We start from the raw sequence: 16396 nt of genomic DNA on the forward strand, positions 1-16396 counted from the left end.
TAAATTTGGGAAGCGGCTCGAAAATTAGACTAATCAATCGATTTAAGATAGGGAATCGGTTGCATACCCTTAATAACATTGATAGCTTGATTGTTCGCTCTTCGCCTTCCGTGGCTTAGTATCAGCCGCTAAAGCAGTTCAGATAAGTCAATACCATACACTGCTAACCATGCTGCGGCAGGCCATGACTTCACCTTACCAAATCGTTCGTCAGGTACAGTATGAGGTTCTATTTTGTTTTCCTTGCACCATTTCCTCAGAGGGTGCCATTGAAACTTTCTTTTTGTCGCTCTTTCAACGGCTAATACTGTTGCGCGGTTTTTACTTTCACCTAGACGCTCTGCTAGTTTATTTTTCTCACGAACTGCCACTGAAGCTGTCGCCATTGCTGTTGCTTCTCGTTTATTACCAATCCATGCTTTTGTTTCAATAGCTTTGTCACGCTCTGCTGTAATTATTGCTTTCTCTTTTTCGGATTTAAGAAGAGATTCCAACGCTTCAATATAGTTACCGGGTAAAATTGCCTGTGGCATTTTACTACGAACGCGGAAGTAAGTTTCTTCCAGTAACTCGTAATAGTCCCAAGCCTGATCAGTTTCCAGCATCTTGGCATGGCGTGAAGCGCCGCGCTCAGTCCAGAGATAAAGCTTTGCTGTGTGTTTATTAACCACCCGACTTATTGTCGGTTGGTTGATTGTTGACCTAAACTCTCGGAGTTCATCACCATCAAGGAGGAAGTAATGCTTCCCTTCTTGAAAGCGGATTTCATTGCGTTTATAGTTTTTTTGGATGTTGTCCTTGTCAGTTCCATACCCCGCAGCTAATAGTTCGGTCGTAATAACTCGCTGCTCACGATAAACGATAACAGGAACATGGCTATTCTGGTTCGTGACAACGGCTGACTGATTTGCTAAATTCATGTTCAACATATTTGTTTTCTCCTTTTAATAGGACGCCAAAAGCCAGTAGTGGAATACTGGCTTTTTTATTTGGTTTAATTGTGAAAAAAACATGCAAAACGACCGATGCAAAATAATTGCATAGGTTAATTGTGGAATTTTAGATTTTGGGATAAGTAAAGATTAGCGTTTCCGCTTAAGTCATAGAATTATTAATTCGTGTTATAATTTATATATGAAAATATGATGAACGCATTTACGCTAGGATGGCTTGTGCTTTTTCAGCACTGCGATATTAAAGAACGAAAACTCCCCACACGGGCGGGGCATTAATTGTAATTAGCCAGTCTTTTTTAGAAGATTACTTGCTCAAAGAAAACCTAGAGCATTCCGGCATAGTGTGTACTTTGTCAGCACACCCAAATTGTTCAAAGAGCGATATTCAATCGAAATATAAGCTAGCACACGAGAAGATAATACTCCACCAGCAAAAAAAGCAATTAAGCGATCAATGACTGCGGCGTGGCGAACAACATCATAGCCAGTAATCAGAATTTCAGTGTGTCGGCGGTCGAGTAAAAATTCGTAGACATACCCTCGCTCATCGAAAATAGGCATAATACCCTGAATATTATGATGATTCAAAAAGGACATCATCTATCCACTTGTTGATTTTACTTAATCCCGTCGATTTAACGGAATAAAAATTGAACTACGGAAATTTCGTAGTTACCAACAAAAAAGCCCCGTAGAGGGCTTCTATCAGATCATGGTTCACTGAAACTCAATCCAGGCTATCCCAATCGGGCAGGTCGTGAAATGTCTTTGTCCATCGAACATTTACCGCCGTAAATACACCAAAAAAAAGACCGCCAACGATACTCGAAACAATAACAGCAATAAGTGACGTTTCCTCATGCTGCCAATCAAGAAGCCAACCAAAAAGCCACTTAATAACCCAAAATCCAAGCTCAAAAAATGATCCCGCAAACAGTGTGATTTGCCAAAATGAGATAAAAGGAAGTGGTGGTGTCTTGAAGCCCATTCTCCATAACAAACGTAACAAAGGAGGAGCGTAATAACTACGATCCATGTTTTTGCTTTCCATGATGGCAATAGCACGCGCTTTTCGTTGTTCAAAAGTCATACTTTTCCACCTTGAATTACGTTAGGGCTTTGCCCATAAGGGCTTCTATCTGAGTTCATGCACTCCAATATTGGATGCCAAAAAATTGATGGTGGTTTCATGGTGGGTTATTAATAAAAAGCCAATCTTAAAGTCCGGCAACGCAGTATTACGTCAATTCATAAGACATTACTTACAGTAACTATTCTCTCATTTCAGTCATATTTTTATCATATTTGCTCTGTATATAGTTAAATGCCTCTACTGTTTTATCGCAATCTTTTGTGTGCTTATCATTACGAACGCAACTAGCATAGTTCAGTGAAATTATCCCTGAAATTGCAGTAATGTTTTCCAATTGCCATCGACAGAATTCAGGATCAGCATGTTGAGAACATACATCATTTGTTACTTCAATAATAAAATCTTTATCTGGCTGTTCAGCCAAAACTACTATCGGTAATAGTAACATCACCCACCCTAATCTTTTCATTACTATTCTCTTTTTTATTAGCTATTCAATCGACCCATTTGACTGCTGTATAACGAACGCCAGCTGTAACATCCTTATATTCTCCACCAGTATAAGCGTAATACTTTGTTTTGTAGCCCGTATAGCCACCGTAGCTATTTTTAGCATTAACATCTACTGGAACAACATAAGCGACATTTCTTGAGGCGGGGGTATAAGCTAACCTAGGTTTATGAAAATTATACTTAGCTGAATTAGGCTCTTTCAGTGTATAAGCAATAATATTCTTCAATGTCTCTTGATAATTAGCTGGTAATTGGTCGTATTTGGCGCTCGCAATCTCCTTCTTTGTCATGGGCGTAACGCAACCAGTGACTAGAAGCATGCAACTTATAGCTAAAAGGAAAAATTTTTTCATTCTTACGCCTCATCTTAACCAAATATATAAATCTTAATCAAAGTATGGTGCAAAATGAAGCAAATAAGGGCTTGTAGTAGATCACCGTTTTAAATAGTCTGCTTTATACAGTCCCATAACTTTATTAAAAAAATTCGTTGCATCAATTATATCTCTTTCGCAATCCTTGGGTGTTGCGTGTCTATGGCAATAAAATGTTGCTTTCATTTGATAATCACCATTGGGTTGCTGTATTTTTGCCACTCTCGCGCCTAATTGTCTCGTATCAATTGCAGGATATGTAGAGATAAAGGTATCACTCTCACTACTTACCTTCATTCGAGATGCCTTACCAATTTTATCAGGCACAATAGACCACAAGTAACTGCACATTGCCTCTGAATTGCAAGTTACCGGCTCCGTATTTATAACAGGAATGGGGCGACTATCGGTCATCTGAGCACACCCGCTCAGAGCTAGAGCTGTAGTCATCCCAACAATTAACCTTTTCATCTCCATCTCCATTTGAGCAAACTATATGAATCTTAGTCAAAAAACGATGAAAAATGAAGCAAATGAGGCTAAAATTCATTCCAATGCCCCTAACGCCCCTTAATAGTTCGATATAATGCAGAAGCTGGATTATTTAGCATCCGACTAACACCGACTTCAACCATTTGCTGAAACTCACGTCTAACTGCTACTACATCATTAGTGCTAGTAGCTGATTGCTGCTGATTACCAATATTAATATCACCATATAATGCCACCGTAGCATCTCTATCTACAGATGCAGGTTGCATACCGTACATCCTTGGCGTTAGAGTATTCGTAGCCACTGACTGAGAAGCGCCGACATAACCACCAGCTGCATAACCTCGTTTCGTACTGTTCATTAAGCTATATAGATTTTCAATACCTAAGCGTTGGGTAGCCTCTTTGGTGAAGACAAACTCTCCTCCGTGGACTATGCCCTTTGGCTCATACTTACCACCATTTCCAGTGTAACCTCCACCAGCAAACCCGAACCATGTCTTACCAAATTCAGTACCACCGAATGCCGCTTTCATTGCTTGCAACATAGCCATTTGCACTAACATTTTGGTAATCATCTCAAGAATAGATTTAGTGAAACCGGCAAAATCAGCCTTGCCCGTAAGCAAAAAATCAGCCATCGTGTTACTCATGCCAGCAAATGTGGTCTGTGATATTTGAGCAACGTTGGCATATGTATTTGTGGCTTGGTCTTTGAACTCAGCGAAACCCTTTTTAAGACCGGCTTCCCAATCCTCTCTCATTTTCTCTTTCTTAGCGTAATCAGCCTCTATCTCTTGGATTTGCTCCCTATAAATCGGATCACTAATCGAGCCACCCTCTTTCTCCCAATTAGTTTGTGCTTGTGATTTTGCCCTATAAAGCTCAGCCTCTCTACTACTCATCGCCATAGTTTCAATCATTAAACGAGTCTCAGCATTCAGTTGCTGCATATCCTTTATGGCTTTATCTCTGAGGTCATTTAATCGTTTTTGAGCTATAACCTTATCTCCCATAAAAGCAAGCTCACGATGGGATTCCAAAATGGATTCTTTTTGTAGAAGTAGTGACTGCTCATTCTGAGTGAGCTTTCTCTTTCGTTGCGCTTCTTCCAAAATGGCAAATTTGGCTTCCATATTTTGCAGTTTCTTGCGCTCAGAGCTAATTACATCATTAACCGTTTTATGTCTCTCAAGAACCCTTAACTGTGCTTGCAGAGAGAGTAATTCTTTCCTTGCTGCTTCATCCGCACGAGTGCCTGCATCAACCTTAAATTTAACTTCCTTCTCTTTTTTCTTCTTCCGACCACCGGGCATCTGGCGATCACGCCACTTATAGTTGATTTGCTTTTTATACTCTTCGTACTTTTCTTGCGTTAAAGCGTATTTTTCAACCTCTAGCTTCGCCAATTCTTCATCACGTTTGGTTTTCCAGCTCGCGTAGCTGTTATGCCATTTTTGGCGGATCTTGAATTTTTCAACCTCTATTTGCTCGGCATTTCTTTTAGATTGCTCACGAGCGTTTTTAATATCAACTTGAAATTTTTCTTCTTTAAGGGCTTCAATTTCAGTTTTTAGCCCATCAAGTCGATACTGTGGCGTGATAAATAAATTGCTCAGGCTGTTAAGTAACTCTTCTTTTTCACGGATTTGTTCATCTAAAGTGCTTTTCCTACCCTTGCTGAGCATGGCATCCCAAGCCCCTTTAGCTGCGTTCTGGACTCCCAACCATGCAGATTCAAGGAAACCTAGATTTTGAGTTATATCATTCGCACCATCATTGATGGATTGAGCATAGGCATCGATAGCAATCTTAGCCGCGGCTGTTTTATTACCTTGTAGTTCTAATGTATTAATTTGCTCCAATTGCGCAGCAGTCAAATGGTGATTAGCTTTCTCCAATTCTAACGACATTTTTAACGGTTCGTCCTGCAACCGCTGAAATTGGTTTATTGTCGTTTCAATTGCCTGACCAGTAATGTAATTCATTTGTGCTGCGGCCTTAGCAACACGAGATATTTCGTTATCCCTAAATAATCCTGTACCAACGACGCTTGCAATAGATGCGGCCATTTCAGATCGAGAAATGCCATTACCCGACATAACACGGGCCATTTCATTGAGTTGTCCGGCTGTTTTGTTGGCGTAATTACCCGTTAAAATAAGCTGCTTATTAAATTGAGTGAATTCCTGTTCTGCCTGATAAGCAGCCTTGGTAATCCCGCCCACTCCTGAAACTACTACACCCCAGACTCCGCCACGCAATAGCCCACCCATTCCTATTGAGCCAGCCAGGTTTTTAAGCATATTAATGGCAGATTTATTTTTCCCGCTTAAATCATTAGTCGCCTTACTCGTTTCTTTTAACTTACCAATGTAAATATCTGCCGCAGAGCTAACACCTAATTGCGCTGCCCTGTAACGTAGCAACTCATTGCGGCTGAGATTTTGGGTTGTAATCTGGTCCTTCAATCTGGTTAGAAACGCCTGACCTGCTGCTGCCTGTTTCGCATCAGCCTCTGCCATTTGTTTCTTTTTGCCGATAATGTCAGACAGAATATTACGATAAGATTCAAGGTCTAATTTCTCAGATTTTCTGGCTTTTCTGGCCTCTGCCTGAATCTTGGTTAGCTGCTCTGTTGAGGTCGCATTGCGTTTGATAGCATCAATCTGTTTGAAAAACGCTTCTGCGACTTTATCTTGCTCCGCAGCAAGAACCTTTGCAGATGCGGCTGCTTTTTGCTCTTTGATTGCTAAATCGGAAACATTTTTATGTACCCGATCAATCTCTTTAGCCATGGCCGCAGATGCGACGGCGCTCTTTTCTGATTGGCTAGTAAATTTATTTGTAGAGCCACTCGCTTTATCCGCCGCATTTTTAAATGAATTTAACTTTTGTTCACCCCTTTCAAGATCAGAGGTGTTAACCTTTAGTGAAATGGTTGCGACATCAGTCATTTGTATTTTCCTTCGGGGATAAAAAACCTCCCGAAGGAGGTCATAAAAGGTATTACTGCTTCTTGTGCATCAATTCGAGTGCTTTGATTTCCATGACCCGAATATCATTAAACACGGTCGCCCTGTCTTTGATGTTGAGATAATCCATAACCTGATTTAGTGGTGAATAGTCCAGCCCGGTTGCCCCATTCATCCCCACACGCCATTGTGTCTGCATAGCACTAAACACCAGATATGAATCCCAGACATCAGGCCAGACTTCAACATCAAGCTGATCAGGGATAAAACCAAAGGCACGCTGAAAATCAGCGGCATCCTTTGCGTTCATCCCGCTATACAGTGCTTCAGCGACCGTGATTAGTTTTTTTCCCGATTACCCAGTAATTCGTTGTAGTACGTGGTTGTGATCGCCGTGGTTGCTGATGGGTAGTTATCCAGCAATAACCTCAGGTTTTCAGTGTTGTAAGGTTCCTCTATCGCCCAACCGGTAATAATCTGCTCAAAGAATTCCTGAGCCGGCATCTCCCGCATTTTATCCAACTCACTGATCGGCTTGTGATTGAATGTGAAGGTCACCACTTCCGGTTTTTCTTGACCCGCTACAGGGATCTGAACATTTGCTTTGAATTTAGGATTAGGAACAAGTGTAAAAGCCATAAAAAATCCTCAAAAGAAAGCCCCATAACGGGGCTGTAATTATTCTGCGTTGGTGTAAATCTGCATGTCAGATTTGAGAGAGAAACGGGCTGTCACGTTCTCAACCTCGTTTATAGCGGTATTGGGTACACGCTGAAACGACACGGAGGCGGTGTAATATCGGTCTTCGGCAGCACGCTTATTAAAGAACCGAATAGTTGTAATCTGCTTGCTATCATCCAGTTTCATGAGCAGTTTACGAATGGGCAATTTGGCGTCATGAGCAAAGGTATAAACCTGAACAACGCCATTTTTATAAGTGTCGATAGTTTCAGCCTGCTCATCCTCCAGAAACTGAACCTCCTGCGTTTGCTGCTCCCCCCCTTCAGTGGAAAGTGTCATAACTTGCGGCATCACTTCCCATGACAATACTTTCTTCAGTGAACCCGCCCCACCACCAGCAGGGAATGTATTTTTGTCTGTCGTATCCAACCCTTCCAATGTAATGGCTTTTTCTGCGACGAGCTTGACACGGTAAGCCCCGGACGCTTTCTTCCAACCAGAATTGACATGAACAATGTCACCTTTAGTGATACCAACAGCTGCTCCAACTGTCAGCACTACCTCTTCAGTATTAGACGCTGCGGAGAACTTAATATCATCTCCGTATTCGCTTGCTAGATAGACACGAGAGCCATTAGGGATGTTATAGGCCATCATCAACCTCTTTTATGTATAAAAAAACCGCTAATTGCGGCCATTATCGAATTGCATCACATCGATATGATGTACGTATGGGAATGGTGTAATTTGCGCCATCCTGAATGGAGGGAAAGACGCTGGGGTCATCATTGAGATACAGGCTTTTAGTCAGTGACAGGCCATTCGGTAAATATTCAGTTATCCGATCGGCAAGTTGTGTTAACACTGATTCACCAGAGCCAGATTTCCCTACAACACTCACTTGAATGACACCACGAAATACCAGCATATCCAGCGATAAACCGATATTTTGTGTTGTTGCAGGCATAATGTGCAATTGCAGATATGGATCGTTAATGTCACTAAATGGCATGTTGGGCCACGCCACGCGCAAATCTTCCTGCTTGGCTATTCTGGCAATCAGCGAGCGAATAGCCTCATTTATCGTTGACTGATTCATGATTTTGTTTCCGATACCGCCTCACTGAAAAGTTTCTGAAATGCTTGCGCTGTCACAGCAACCATACCGTTTGGCGCTTGTTTGGAGTGGCCCATTTCAAGGCGATAGGCATAGGGCACATTATTTGAAAAATAGACAGCTTTAACGCCAACTTTAAATTGCCCGATCATCAGATCACCGATGGCTTGGGTCAGATTACCGTTCTTATCAATACGCCCGGTCTCTTCGGCTGGCGCTTTATCAAAGGTCACCTGCCAATTCCCTCTAAACCGACCACCGGTATATCCAGAAGGGGCTTTAATATCCATGGAATCAGTAACACGAGCCCGTTTTTTTAGCCGCCGTCTTTTTGGGGTTAAATTATTAGGGTCTGATTGCTGCTGCTCGTTCCAATCATACACTGCCTGATTATAATCTCTTGCCGTACTGTTCACGGCCCATAGCTCAGGGTTGCCCACGGGAGCCATGACAATCAATCGTGACAATATCTTGATAAACGTTCCCTTCGATGCGGCTTCAATATTACCTTTGGCTTTATTCACAAACGCATCAATGGATGCCATAAATGGATCTGCCATCTCACGCCCTCAGTTGGGATTGATAACAAAGCACGATATCAGCAGGTTTAACCGGGTTAGGCTCAATCACTCGTAGCCAAACCCCATCCACCAGCACTAAATCCCCTTTCTCTATCTGCACATCAGAAGAGAACACCATTTTGATATCCGTAGACAGTATCAGTGAGCCATCAATTTCATTCGGGTTATACCTAACTTTCACACCAGTAGCATTGAACTGTCGTTCCGGTTCGTTACGCTCCCGGCCTTCATCATCCACCCAGTGTCTTCCTTTGCGCCTAACGACAAGTTCAGCGCCATATTGCTTGAGTAATCGCCCAGAAGTTTTCTGTATTCTGGAATAAAACTTTGCCACGCTTACCCCCGGAATACTTGAAATGTCATACCGCTATCAGACAGAAAATCACGTAACAGAGAATTAAGCCAAGCCATATTCGGCACACCGGAGTTAGTGCCTTCTCTATAGGTTACTGATACAGCTCCACTGACAGTCTCAGACAGGACTTCACCACCCACTGTAGGCGTAAGATCATATTCAAGTGAGTCAATCGCCAAACGGCATTGTGCCTGTATTAATTGCACCGGGATTCCATAACTCGGCAATAACTCGCCATCGGCATAAATACCTTTTCTCGGAAAGGCCAATGGCTGCCCCAATATTGATTTCTGCCCCTTCCATTGTCGCGTGGATAGATAGTCCATCGCCTGAAACAAAAGGGCTGGCATGTTGCTATCATCCGATAAATGGTAACCACGCTGAACAGCAAACTGCTTTAAATCCTCAACACTGGCGTAGCTATTAAACGTTGGCGAGTTTTTATCTGAATCAATCATGCTCACCTCAAAAAAAGGGGCAATTAAGCCCCTACTATTACTTATTGTCGACCGTAGTCGTTGCTGTGGTATCTTTACCAAACGTCACCATAACACCGGCAGTATCCTTAATGCTGGTTACAATTTGCTTCCAGTTGGATTTAGCCCCCAGCTGATCATTTGTCGGTGACTTGATGCTATCTTTCGCCCATTGATAACCGCGCAGACCAATAGTGAAGTCGTACTCACCCTGCATCAGCGCCTTGATATTCTCCGTACCGAGGACATCCTGTGCTTTCATGATGAGCGGTGACGTTTGAACAGCCGCAGCCCCCACAACTAATCCTAGCGAGTGTTGCTTTTCACCATCCGCCAATGCCGGAATATCTGACACCACAAAACGACGACCGAAACCATCCTGTTTGATAGCAACATTACCAATCTGGAACAGATTACTGGCGTTTGCCAGTGTCTCATCCATAAAATCGTTGAACGTTGCCCCGTCCATTAGCCACGCCACAATACGTGAGTAGGCATCACCAAACGGGCGAGTTGCCCGGTTCAGGCCGCGTAAAGAGGGGGCTTTTTTCTCGGCTGATAGATCGGTAATAACCTCCGTATTGCCCGAAATAGCGGCTTTCAATGCCGAGCCTGTCGTATTCAGGTAGTCTTGCAGCATAGCTTCCGCAGACTGAGCGGCGACAACCGCTGAGGCTTCTGAGACATCCTTACCCAGGCGCTTCATCATGGTGGGCGTAACAGAAACAGGACCAATACGTCCGTCGACCTTCACCATGCGATCCAAAATCTGACCTAATTCCTGCGGGGTAAGATTACCCGAAGCATAGGCGTTACGGCGCTGAGCCAGACCACCCAGTAATTGCCACGATGTCTGTTCCACAAAATCACCAATGTGATCACCGTTACCGAGAACCAAAGCACCACCTGATGCCTCGTTAAATTCTCGGACAGCCTGATCAACCAGTTCAGTAGCGGCGGTGGAGACTTGTTTTTGAAAAATTTCTAACGACATTCAATTATTCCTCTGATTTAGCAATGATTTCACGAGCACGATCCACTAATGAATTCGTGCTTTTTGGCTTCTCACCGCCTCCGGCAGGTGGTTTTCCTTTGCCGCCGTCACCCCCGGTTCCAGTGGCTTTGCTACCGATAATTACCGGTGCAAATAATTGGTTACTGCGAAACTCTTTTTCCAACTCATCAATAGATAACGCTGAAAGCTGACCACCAGAATCAACAACGCGGGTCTTCCCCTCTTCGACTGTCAGACGTGATTTAATATGTGGCATAATTAACGGCGCGCTATCCCCTGCCAATTTAGCCGCCAATGACTGCGCAACGTTATCCACCAGCAAAGTGCGAAGATTAGTGTCTTTCGCTTCAAGTTGGGTCAACAACTCTTTTTCACGTGCGGTGAGTTTTTCAGACCAACTTTTTTCCAGTGCCTCGATATCCCCATTTTTGCGGGCCTGTTCTTCAGCGGCTTTCTTCGCTGCCTCTTCCGCCTGACGGCGTTTTTCCTGCTCTGATTTCTTCTCAGAAAGCAGTTCATCTACTTTCTTTTGCAAACCAGAAACGTCAGGTATTTCAGGCATCCCTTCGATCTGTAACTGATATTTGTCACCCTGTGCTTTGTACATGGCTTTTTGTTCATCAGTTAAGGCCTCAAACTCTTCTTTTGTTAATGCAAATTTAAACATCGTCAACCTCAGGTCTTGATGATGCAGTCACCGACTGCGGACAATAAAAAAGGCCACCGAAGTGACCTTGTTAATTTTTACCGGCTATGAGTAGCCAGCCTCTCTGAACGCTTGTTCGTCTATCTCTTTAAGTTTATCCAGTGAGATAAACTCCCCCTTATCTGTGTAAAACTCTGATGGATGCATACCGCCTTCTTTCATAAGACGATAGCGAGTTTCACCAAATACCTGCTTTTGTCGCCATGCAGGTTGCCGCTGAATCCACGCAAGAAACATGGTATTTTCCGGCACCTGACCATTCATTGATGCTCTTGTACCTTCACTCATTTCATTCGCGTCAATACCGAGCTCCCGCCATGATTTCACCACCAGCGTTTCCATTGAACGGCAATTAAAATGTATTTTACCGGGGCCTTGCAGGTAAGGAATTTTGTGGTCGATAGGCTTATCACTCAGCGTGTATTTCAACCCATCACGGATGATGCAATCATTGGACGTTTTATTATCCAGTGTCGATACCCATCGCTTGCAATCAAAAATATCCTTGTTGGCTTTTGTAAACTGTTCTCTTGCGGTTGCTTGTAAATGGTTTATCGCTGTTTTGGCGATACTGGTTGCATTGGCACGACTTATTTGCAGTGCGCCATCTTTGTACCCCTGATTGGCATGCCCCCTGATTTTACGCCCTATTTCAACCGCACTGCTGCCATGTAAATAGCCATTGCGAACCGCATTATTGATCCTGACCATACGATCTGTCGCCAACCCATCCGCCCATTCCGATAACAATTTCCCTTGAAACGGTCGGGACATCACGGAGGAATAAAGCATTTCTTCCGTAATGCCTATTAGTGGATATTTTTTCAGTGCCCCATCAGGTAGCAAAGATTCAAATAATGACGGATAGTAGCCAATCTCATAACGCACATGCTCCAGCATTTCACTGGATAACACCGAAAAGGCGCTCTCAACAGCACTTTTATTTATCCTTCTGACGCTGAAAAGCAATGATTCCAGCCGTTGGGCAGTAAAGCTATGACTATTAAGGTGAGCATCATCCAGCGCGACAATCAAAGATGCCGTTAATTCTGCGTCAAATTCATTTAATGTCTTAACCATTCTACGGGCAACATGGGTTGAATAGCGTCCCGAAAACAGGGAGTGAGCAATCAATTCATCCATTATCATGTCATTGATTGATTTCATTTATCACTCCAGTATTTCAGGTGTTTTATTTCTCAGCTGATCTTCGATATCTTCCGGCTGCTCATCCTGAGGGACAATATTGATACTTTGTAGATAGCGAATAAAGTCAATTTTACGCATCTCACCAGACTGAACAGCAGATAACAATGTAGATATCGCCGCAGAATCAAGCTGAGCGGTATCATAAATTTTATTCAGCTCAATAGTGGCCTCACCCACACCAGCAAACTGAATACAGAACTGCAACGCACGGTTAAACGCCTGTTCCACGTTCCCTGCACAAAGCGACAAGATAGAGTTATCTGTTTGCGCCTCATTTTGTGCTTGAGTAGCGGTACGTGCAGAAGTGCCGCGCTCAATTAACTTGGCACCCAGCATCGCCATTTGCTTTTCCCTTCGCTCCGCCACTGTTATCTGTATATTGCGCTCTTCCGGCTGGGCAAACTTCATATCACCGCTTTGAGGAAGCAGAACGCCGTTACGCGAACCGACAGTAAACCCATCACGAAAATATTTATCCGCCCATTCATCAGTCAGTCCAGTGAGCGCCACCATAGGCTGCCCGACTGTATGCGCTGACTCTGCAATATCGGCTTCCGCCTGATAATGTTTGATATTCACATAAGCGATATCAGCCAGCGGCGGGGCATCTGGGGTGTGGTCATTGTTCATTGAACCAATCCATGCCCACGGTAGCTCAGATAGCGACAATCCGGATGCATCTTTAAGCTCCACCCATTCCCCCGCAATCACACTGCCATCCTTATACCAATTTCGTGAATACGCCTTGTCTTCAATAAGCCTCAGCTCAATCCAGCGATCAATCAGTTGTAACTCGAAATTATCAGAGTCCCTCGGCTCCTGATAATGAACAACAACCAATGATGTTTTTCCGTTAGTTACCCGCCAGTTAATGATTTGCTTTGCAGTGAATAAGCGAATATACGGACGGCCTTTCTCAGCCTCTGACTGAATGCCCGAACCGGAGTAATCAGCCAGTAATCCGGCACGCCCACGCTGTAAGACTTGAGATAATGAATCTCGTATCATCTGCGTTAATGGCTGACCCTCACCGTCAATATCCGTTTCCAAATATTTAATACCACCAGCGATATTCATTTTGACAGGCTTATTAAAGGCAATACCGAGCAACCCAAACAGTGTCCGACCTGTGGCATTAATAAAAGAAGCCCGGAGCAGGTATTTTTTATAGCGCTCATTATTTGGGTCATCTTTGTTTTTCTTATCCGCTGGATGCGGTAGATACTTTTCACCTCGACTCTTAACAACCCGTTCGCCATCAACACAATCGCCGATCATGTTCCATTCTGGCAAAAATTCGGTGTACGCCGGATGTTTGTAATCGACATTTGTATTCATGTTAGTTCCAGTTGAAATTGATTGTCTTAGTGAGATCAGAGCTCACAATGGGGTATTCAAATGAAATGTAATAACCACCTGCATCATTGGCATGGTCAAAACCTGCTGTTTTATCCGGCTCACCAGAGGGTAACCAGATTTGCTGCTCCAGCGACTCGCTATAATTAGGGCACCTATCAGTATTGACGAAATAACGCCTTTCCCCTTCGGCATTCAGGAACATGGCGTTCATTGAATTAACGCGATCTTTTACCGATGGATTAGTGCCATTGACATGAACTGTAAGCCCGGCTCTTTTGAGCAAGGCAATATCAGTCTCTGATGCATTAACTGATTTCCGGCTATTGCCACTGGCATCTGGGTAAATATGAATTTTGTTTTCTGAATACCGGTTTTGCAGTGTTTTGATAACGTCAGGCGTGTCATACCCCCCCATGATTTCATCTACTGCGTGAGGTAATCCAGAGCGCTTCACATGAATAATTGCCGCCATCTTGCCAACGTTGAAATCCATGCCGACAAATATTGGCTCATTACCTATTACCATTTCCGTACTGCTATTCTTTTTCCTATCGTAACAATGGTAAACCGTGCCGCTTGTCAGGTTAACGAATTCGCCATCAAGATAAGCATCAATTAATTGAGGCGGATAACTTGCCTTCAAAGAGTCCGCATAATCATCAGGCAAAAACGGATTACTGTATGTAGACGCCTGAACCATTTGATAACCTTCTTTAGGGTTACGCTTCCATGTTTTATATACAAAGCGGAATCCTTCTGGTGTGGTGTAGACGCTTACCCGGTTAAATGGCTTCTCTATGCCAAACGGACGTTGACGATTACGGGCAATAACTTTTATCCAAACATCATTTGCATGGTGCTCTTTTAGTGTGTCAATTTCATCAATGTGCGCCCGATAAGACTCGTAACCCACAATACGCGCCGGGTTATCCAATGTGCGCAAAACAAAATCACCAATACCGGAAGTGGCGGTATAGATAATGTTTTCTGACTTATTGTATTTATAGCGAATACCATATTCAGAGAGCTTCTCTTCCATACGAGGTGCAAGAATGAGCCGTATCAAGTCATAGGTTGGTTCATACATAGCTATCAGTGCGTTGGATGAATGAGATGCATCTCGAAAAGCAGAAACAGCCATTGTTTCAGTCTTACCGGTGCCAAACCCGCCAACAAATGCCGGATACTTACACTGGAGACTGAAAAACTTACCCTGAGGTGGTGTCAGTGTCGCCCTGATTATTCTCCCCGACAATTATCACCTCCATTCTTTTTATAGGTTGCTCTTTTTCTGTATCGATTTCTTTTTGCAGTTTATCTGCTTCAAGTTTCGTTTTACGTGTTACCGCTAACCTGAATTCAGTATCAGCTATCACTTTCGGTAGCGTGGCCCGATCAATATCAAGACTCGTTAAAGTACGTTCTATGGATTCAATGCGCGCAATATTGCGATCTAGAGCCTGTTCTGCACCCATAATCTGTTTTGCAATATCACCACGTAGTTCCGAATCTTCGGCCGACTCAAAATCAGTGCGCAACTTGCCAAGGATGTTTGTCACTGACAATGTTCTTGCCCGAACAAACAATAATTCCTGATCCAAATCCAGCTCTGCCGCATCTTTAAACAGCTCTTTTGAATCAGGCAGATATTTAGAGTAACCAGAGTGCTTTACCGCTACACTGTTGCCAATCTCAAAAGGCGGAGCGGTGTTGGAATTGCGCTTTTTTGAATTGCGCACTTTGCGGGTTTCGTTTTGCGCAGTTTTGTGCGCAGTTGAATTTTTGATATACCTTCGGGCAGTTGAATAATTTAATCCCTGAGACTCACACCATTCTTTCGGTGATACACCCGTTTCGGCATGGTCAGATAGGAACTTATTTTTAAGCTCGCCCCAGTCCGGCCTAGCCATTTTATTTCCTTATCTTGAAAGTAACCCACCCGGCATCAATTCACGCGTCACGAACTGACGTAATTCTTCGCGGACTATCTGACGGATGTGATCATCATGACTTGTTTTGATTGATTGCAGAGAACCAATAACAGTCCTTATCTGCCCTTCCAAGTCACGAACCTCAATTTTATCGTCAGTGCTAGCAATCCGCGCTGTATCTGCTTTCGACTTGAATGCATTGTGAAGATCAATGCTTTTAGGCGCGAATTCGGTAAACCCAATAACCCCGATAAGAACCCCTTCTTTATCGTAAGATGCCATGTATCTAGCAGTCTGTACTGATGTGCTGCCATCTTCATTAATGTGAATTATCATCATTGTTTTTGCCTAATTCAGAATAAATAACTGGCTCGGTTTATATATCCCGCTGTTTGAGCGAGATCATGCCAGCCAAAAACTTACACAAAACTCTATCAAGCACCCGTTTGAGGATGCTTTGCAGGATTTTGTATTTTGGTAATTACTCTAAACTTATCCCGTTGTAACTCTCTGGTAGGGTCAGTGTTCCATACTCATCTTGAACGCCGATATCAGTCAACATG

The 16396-nt window shown here is 43.4% G+C and carries 21 protein-coding genes; all 21 read right to left on the bottom strand.

Going from position 1 to position 16396, the window contains the following annotated elements:
* Positions 1 to 128: 128 nt before the first annotated feature.
* The gene (locus tag Xsto_RS18720; RefSeq protein ID WP_099126038.1) at positions 129 to 929 is read right to left on the bottom strand and encodes an ORF6N domain-containing protein; all 801 of its coding nucleotides are present in this window, start codon (positions 927 to 929) and stop codon (positions 129 to 131) included.
* Between the two features lie 339 nt (positions 930 to 1268).
* Positions 1269 to 1553 carry a hypothetical protein gene (locus Xsto_RS18725; RefSeq protein WP_099126039.1) on the bottom strand — a complete coding sequence of 95 codons (285 nt, stop codon included), beginning with the start codon at positions 1551 to 1553 and terminating at the stop codon, positions 1269 to 1271.
* Positions 1554 to 1683: 130 nt separating this feature from the next.
* Positions 1684 to 2046, bottom strand: a complete 363-nt coding sequence (locus tag Xsto_RS18730; RefSeq protein ID WP_099126040.1) for a DUF6404 family protein — start codon at positions 2044 to 2046, stop codon at positions 1684 to 1686.
* Positions 2047 to 2227: 181 nt separating this feature from the next.
* A complete protein-coding gene (locus Xsto_RS18735) occupies positions 2228 to 2518 on the bottom strand; it encodes a hypothetical protein (protein ID WP_099126041.1) in 291 nt (96 codons plus the stop codon).
* 25 nt (positions 2519 to 2543) lie between these two features.
* On the bottom strand, positions 2544 to 2915 hold the full coding sequence (locus Xsto_RS18740) for a hypothetical protein (protein ID WP_099126042.1): 372 nt from the start codon (positions 2913 to 2915) through the stop codon (positions 2544 to 2546).
* An 81-nt stretch (positions 2916 to 2996) separates the two neighbouring features.
* Positions 2997 to 3407 carry a hypothetical protein gene (locus Xsto_RS18745; protein ID WP_099126043.1) on the bottom strand — a complete coding sequence of 137 codons (411 nt, stop codon included), beginning with the start codon at positions 3405 to 3407 and terminating at the stop codon, positions 2997 to 2999.
* Positions 3408 to 3496: 89 nt separating this feature from the next.
* A complete protein-coding gene (locus tag Xsto_RS18750; protein WP_099126044.1) occupies positions 3497 to 6385 on the bottom strand; it encodes a phage tail tape measure protein in 2889 nt (962 codons plus the stop codon).
* Positions 6386 to 6437: 52 nt separating this feature from the next.
* Positions 6438 to 6713, bottom strand: a complete 276-nt coding sequence (locus Xsto_RS18755; RefSeq protein ID WP_099126045.1) for a DUF1799 domain-containing protein — start codon at positions 6711 to 6713, stop codon at positions 6438 to 6440.
* A 29-nt stretch (positions 6714 to 6742) separates the two neighbouring features.
* Positions 6743 to 7042, bottom strand: a complete 300-nt coding sequence (locus tag Xsto_RS18760; RefSeq protein WP_099126046.1) for a phage tail assembly chaperone — start codon at positions 7040 to 7042, stop codon at positions 6743 to 6745.
* A 39-nt stretch (positions 7043 to 7081) separates the two neighbouring features.
* Complete coding sequence (locus Xsto_RS18765) at positions 7082 to 7741, bottom strand: phage tail protein (RefSeq protein WP_244590450.1); 660 nt, start codon at positions 7739 to 7741, stop codon at positions 7082 to 7084.
* A gap of 40 nt (positions 7742 to 7781) precedes the next feature.
* Complete coding sequence (locus tag Xsto_RS18770; RefSeq protein ID WP_099123407.1) at positions 7782 to 8183, bottom strand: phage tail terminator-like protein; 402 nt, start codon at positions 8181 to 8183, stop codon at positions 7782 to 7784.
* The gene (locus Xsto_RS18775) at positions 8180 to 8761 is read right to left on the bottom strand and encodes a hypothetical protein (RefSeq protein ID WP_099126048.1); all 582 of its coding nucleotides are present in this window, start codon (positions 8759 to 8761) and stop codon (positions 8180 to 8182) included. The genes Xsto_RS18770 and Xsto_RS18775 overlap by 4 nt, the downstream gene beginning before the upstream one ends.
* 1 nt (position 8762) lies before the next feature.
* On the bottom strand, positions 8763 to 9116 hold the full coding sequence (locus Xsto_RS18780) for a hypothetical protein (RefSeq protein ID WP_099126049.1): 354 nt from the start codon (positions 9114 to 9116) through the stop codon (positions 8763 to 8765).
* A 2-nt stretch (positions 9117 to 9118) separates the two neighbouring features.
* A complete protein-coding gene (locus tag Xsto_RS18785; protein WP_099126050.1) occupies positions 9119 to 9595 on the bottom strand; it encodes a DnaT-like ssDNA-binding protein in 477 nt (158 codons plus the stop codon).
* Positions 9596 to 9632: 37 nt separating this feature from the next.
* Positions 9633 to 10607 (bottom strand): major capsid protein, encoded by a 975-nt coding sequence (locus tag Xsto_RS18790; RefSeq protein WP_099123411.1) that lies wholly within the window; start codon positions 10605 to 10607, stop codon positions 9633 to 9635.
* Positions 10608 to 10611: 4 nt separating this feature from the next.
* Complete coding sequence (locus tag Xsto_RS18795) at positions 10612 to 11295, bottom strand: hypothetical protein (RefSeq protein WP_099123412.1); 684 nt, start codon at positions 11293 to 11295, stop codon at positions 10612 to 10614.
* A gap of 84 nt (positions 11296 to 11379) precedes the next feature.
* Positions 11380 to 12501: a phage minor head protein gene (locus Xsto_RS18800; RefSeq protein WP_099126051.1), complete on the bottom strand. Its 1122-nt coding sequence runs from the start codon at positions 12499 to 12501 to the stop codon at positions 11380 to 11382.
* Between the two features lie 3 nt (positions 12502 to 12504).
* The gene (locus Xsto_RS18805) at positions 12505 to 13881 is read right to left on the bottom strand and encodes a DUF4055 domain-containing protein (RefSeq protein ID WP_099126052.1); all 1377 of its coding nucleotides are present in this window, start codon (positions 13879 to 13881) and stop codon (positions 12505 to 12507) included.
* Between the two features lies 1 nt (position 13882).
* Entirely contained in the window at positions 13883 to 15157 is a 1275-nt protein-coding gene (locus Xsto_RS18810) for a terminase large subunit domain-containing protein (protein ID WP_244590451.1), read from the bottom strand.
* A complete protein-coding gene (locus Xsto_RS18815) occupies positions 15111 to 15812 on the bottom strand; it encodes a terminase (protein WP_099126054.1) in 702 nt (233 codons plus the stop codon). The genes Xsto_RS18810 and Xsto_RS18815 overlap by 47 nt, the downstream gene beginning before the upstream one ends.
* A 9-nt stretch (positions 15813 to 15821) precedes the next feature.
* The gene (locus tag Xsto_RS18820; protein WP_099126055.1) at positions 15822 to 16172 is read right to left on the bottom strand and encodes a hypothetical protein; all 351 of its coding nucleotides are present in this window, start codon (positions 16170 to 16172) and stop codon (positions 15822 to 15824) included.
* Positions 16173 to 16396 lie beyond the last annotated feature (224 nt).

The sequence above is a fragment of the Xenorhabdus stockiae genome (assembly GCF_002632825.1).
Taxonomy (GTDB): Bacteria; Pseudomonadota; Gammaproteobacteria; order Enterobacterales; family Enterobacteriaceae; genus Xenorhabdus; species Xenorhabdus stockiae.

Coding starts and splice junctions, on each gene's coding strand:
- Xsto_RS18720 (WP_099126038.1), bottom strand. CDS start 929: ATGTTGAACATGAATTTAGCAAATCAGTCAGCCGTTGTCACGAACCAG.
- Xsto_RS18725 (WP_099126039.1), bottom strand. CDS start 1,553: ATGTCCTTTTTGAATCATCATAATATTCAGGGTATTATGCCTATTTTC.
- Xsto_RS18730 (WP_099126040.1), bottom strand. CDS start 2,046: ATGACTTTTGAACAACGAAAAGCGCGTGCTATTGCCATCATGGAAAGC.
- Xsto_RS18735 (WP_099126041.1), bottom strand. CDS start 2,518: ATGAAAAGATTAGGGTGGGTGATGTTACTATTACCGATAGTAGTTTTG.
- Xsto_RS18740 (WP_099126042.1), bottom strand. CDS start 2,915: ATGAAAAAATTTTTCCTTTTAGCTATAAGTTGCATGCTTCTAGTCACT.
- Xsto_RS18745 (WP_099126043.1), bottom strand. CDS start 3,407: ATGAAAAGGTTAATTGTTGGGATGACTACAGCTCTAGCTCTGAGCGGG.
- Xsto_RS18750 (WP_099126044.1), bottom strand. CDS start 6,385: ATGACTGATGTCGCAACCATTTCACTAAAGGTTAACACCTCTGATCTT.
- Xsto_RS18755 (WP_099126045.1), bottom strand. CDS start 6,713: ATGAACGCAAAGGATGCCGCTGATTTTCAGCGTGCCTTTGGTTTTATC.
- Xsto_RS18760 (WP_099126046.1), bottom strand. CDS start 7,042: ATGGCTTTTACACTTGTTCCTAATCCTAAATTCAAAGCAAATGTTCAG.
- Xsto_RS18765 (WP_244590450.1), bottom strand. CDS start 7,741: ATGATGGCCTATAACATCCCTAATGGCTCTCGTGTCTATCTAGCAAGC.
- Xsto_RS18770 (WP_099123407.1), bottom strand. CDS start 8,183: ATGAATCAGTCAACGATAAATGAGGCTATTCGCTCGCTGATTGCCAGA.
- Xsto_RS18775 (WP_099126048.1), bottom strand. CDS start 8,761: ATGGCAGATCCATTTATGGCATCCATTGATGCGTTTGTGAATAAAGCC.
- Xsto_RS18785 (WP_099126050.1), bottom strand. CDS start 9,595: ATGATTGATTCAGATAAAAACTCGCCAACGTTTAATAGCTACGCCAGT.
- Xsto_RS18790 (WP_099123411.1), bottom strand. CDS start 10,607: ATGTCGTTAGAAATTTTTCAAAAACAAGTCTCCACCGCCGCTACTGAA.
- Xsto_RS18795 (WP_099123412.1), bottom strand. CDS start 11,295: ATGTTTAAATTTGCATTAACAAAAGAAGAGTTTGAGGCCTTAACTGAT.
- Xsto_RS18800 (WP_099126051.1), bottom strand. CDS start 12,501: ATGAAATCAATCAATGACATGATAATGGATGAATTGATTGCTCACTCC.
- Xsto_RS18805 (WP_099126052.1), bottom strand. CDS start 13,881: ATGAATACAAATGTCGATTACAAACATCCGGCGTACACCGAATTTTTG.
- Xsto_RS18815 (WP_099126054.1), bottom strand. CDS start 15,812: ATGGCTAGGCCGGACTGGGGCGAGCTTAAAAATAAGTTCCTATCTGAC.
- Xsto_RS18820 (WP_099126055.1), bottom strand. CDS start 16,172: ATGATGATAATTCACATTAATGAAGATGGCAGCACATCAGTACAGACT.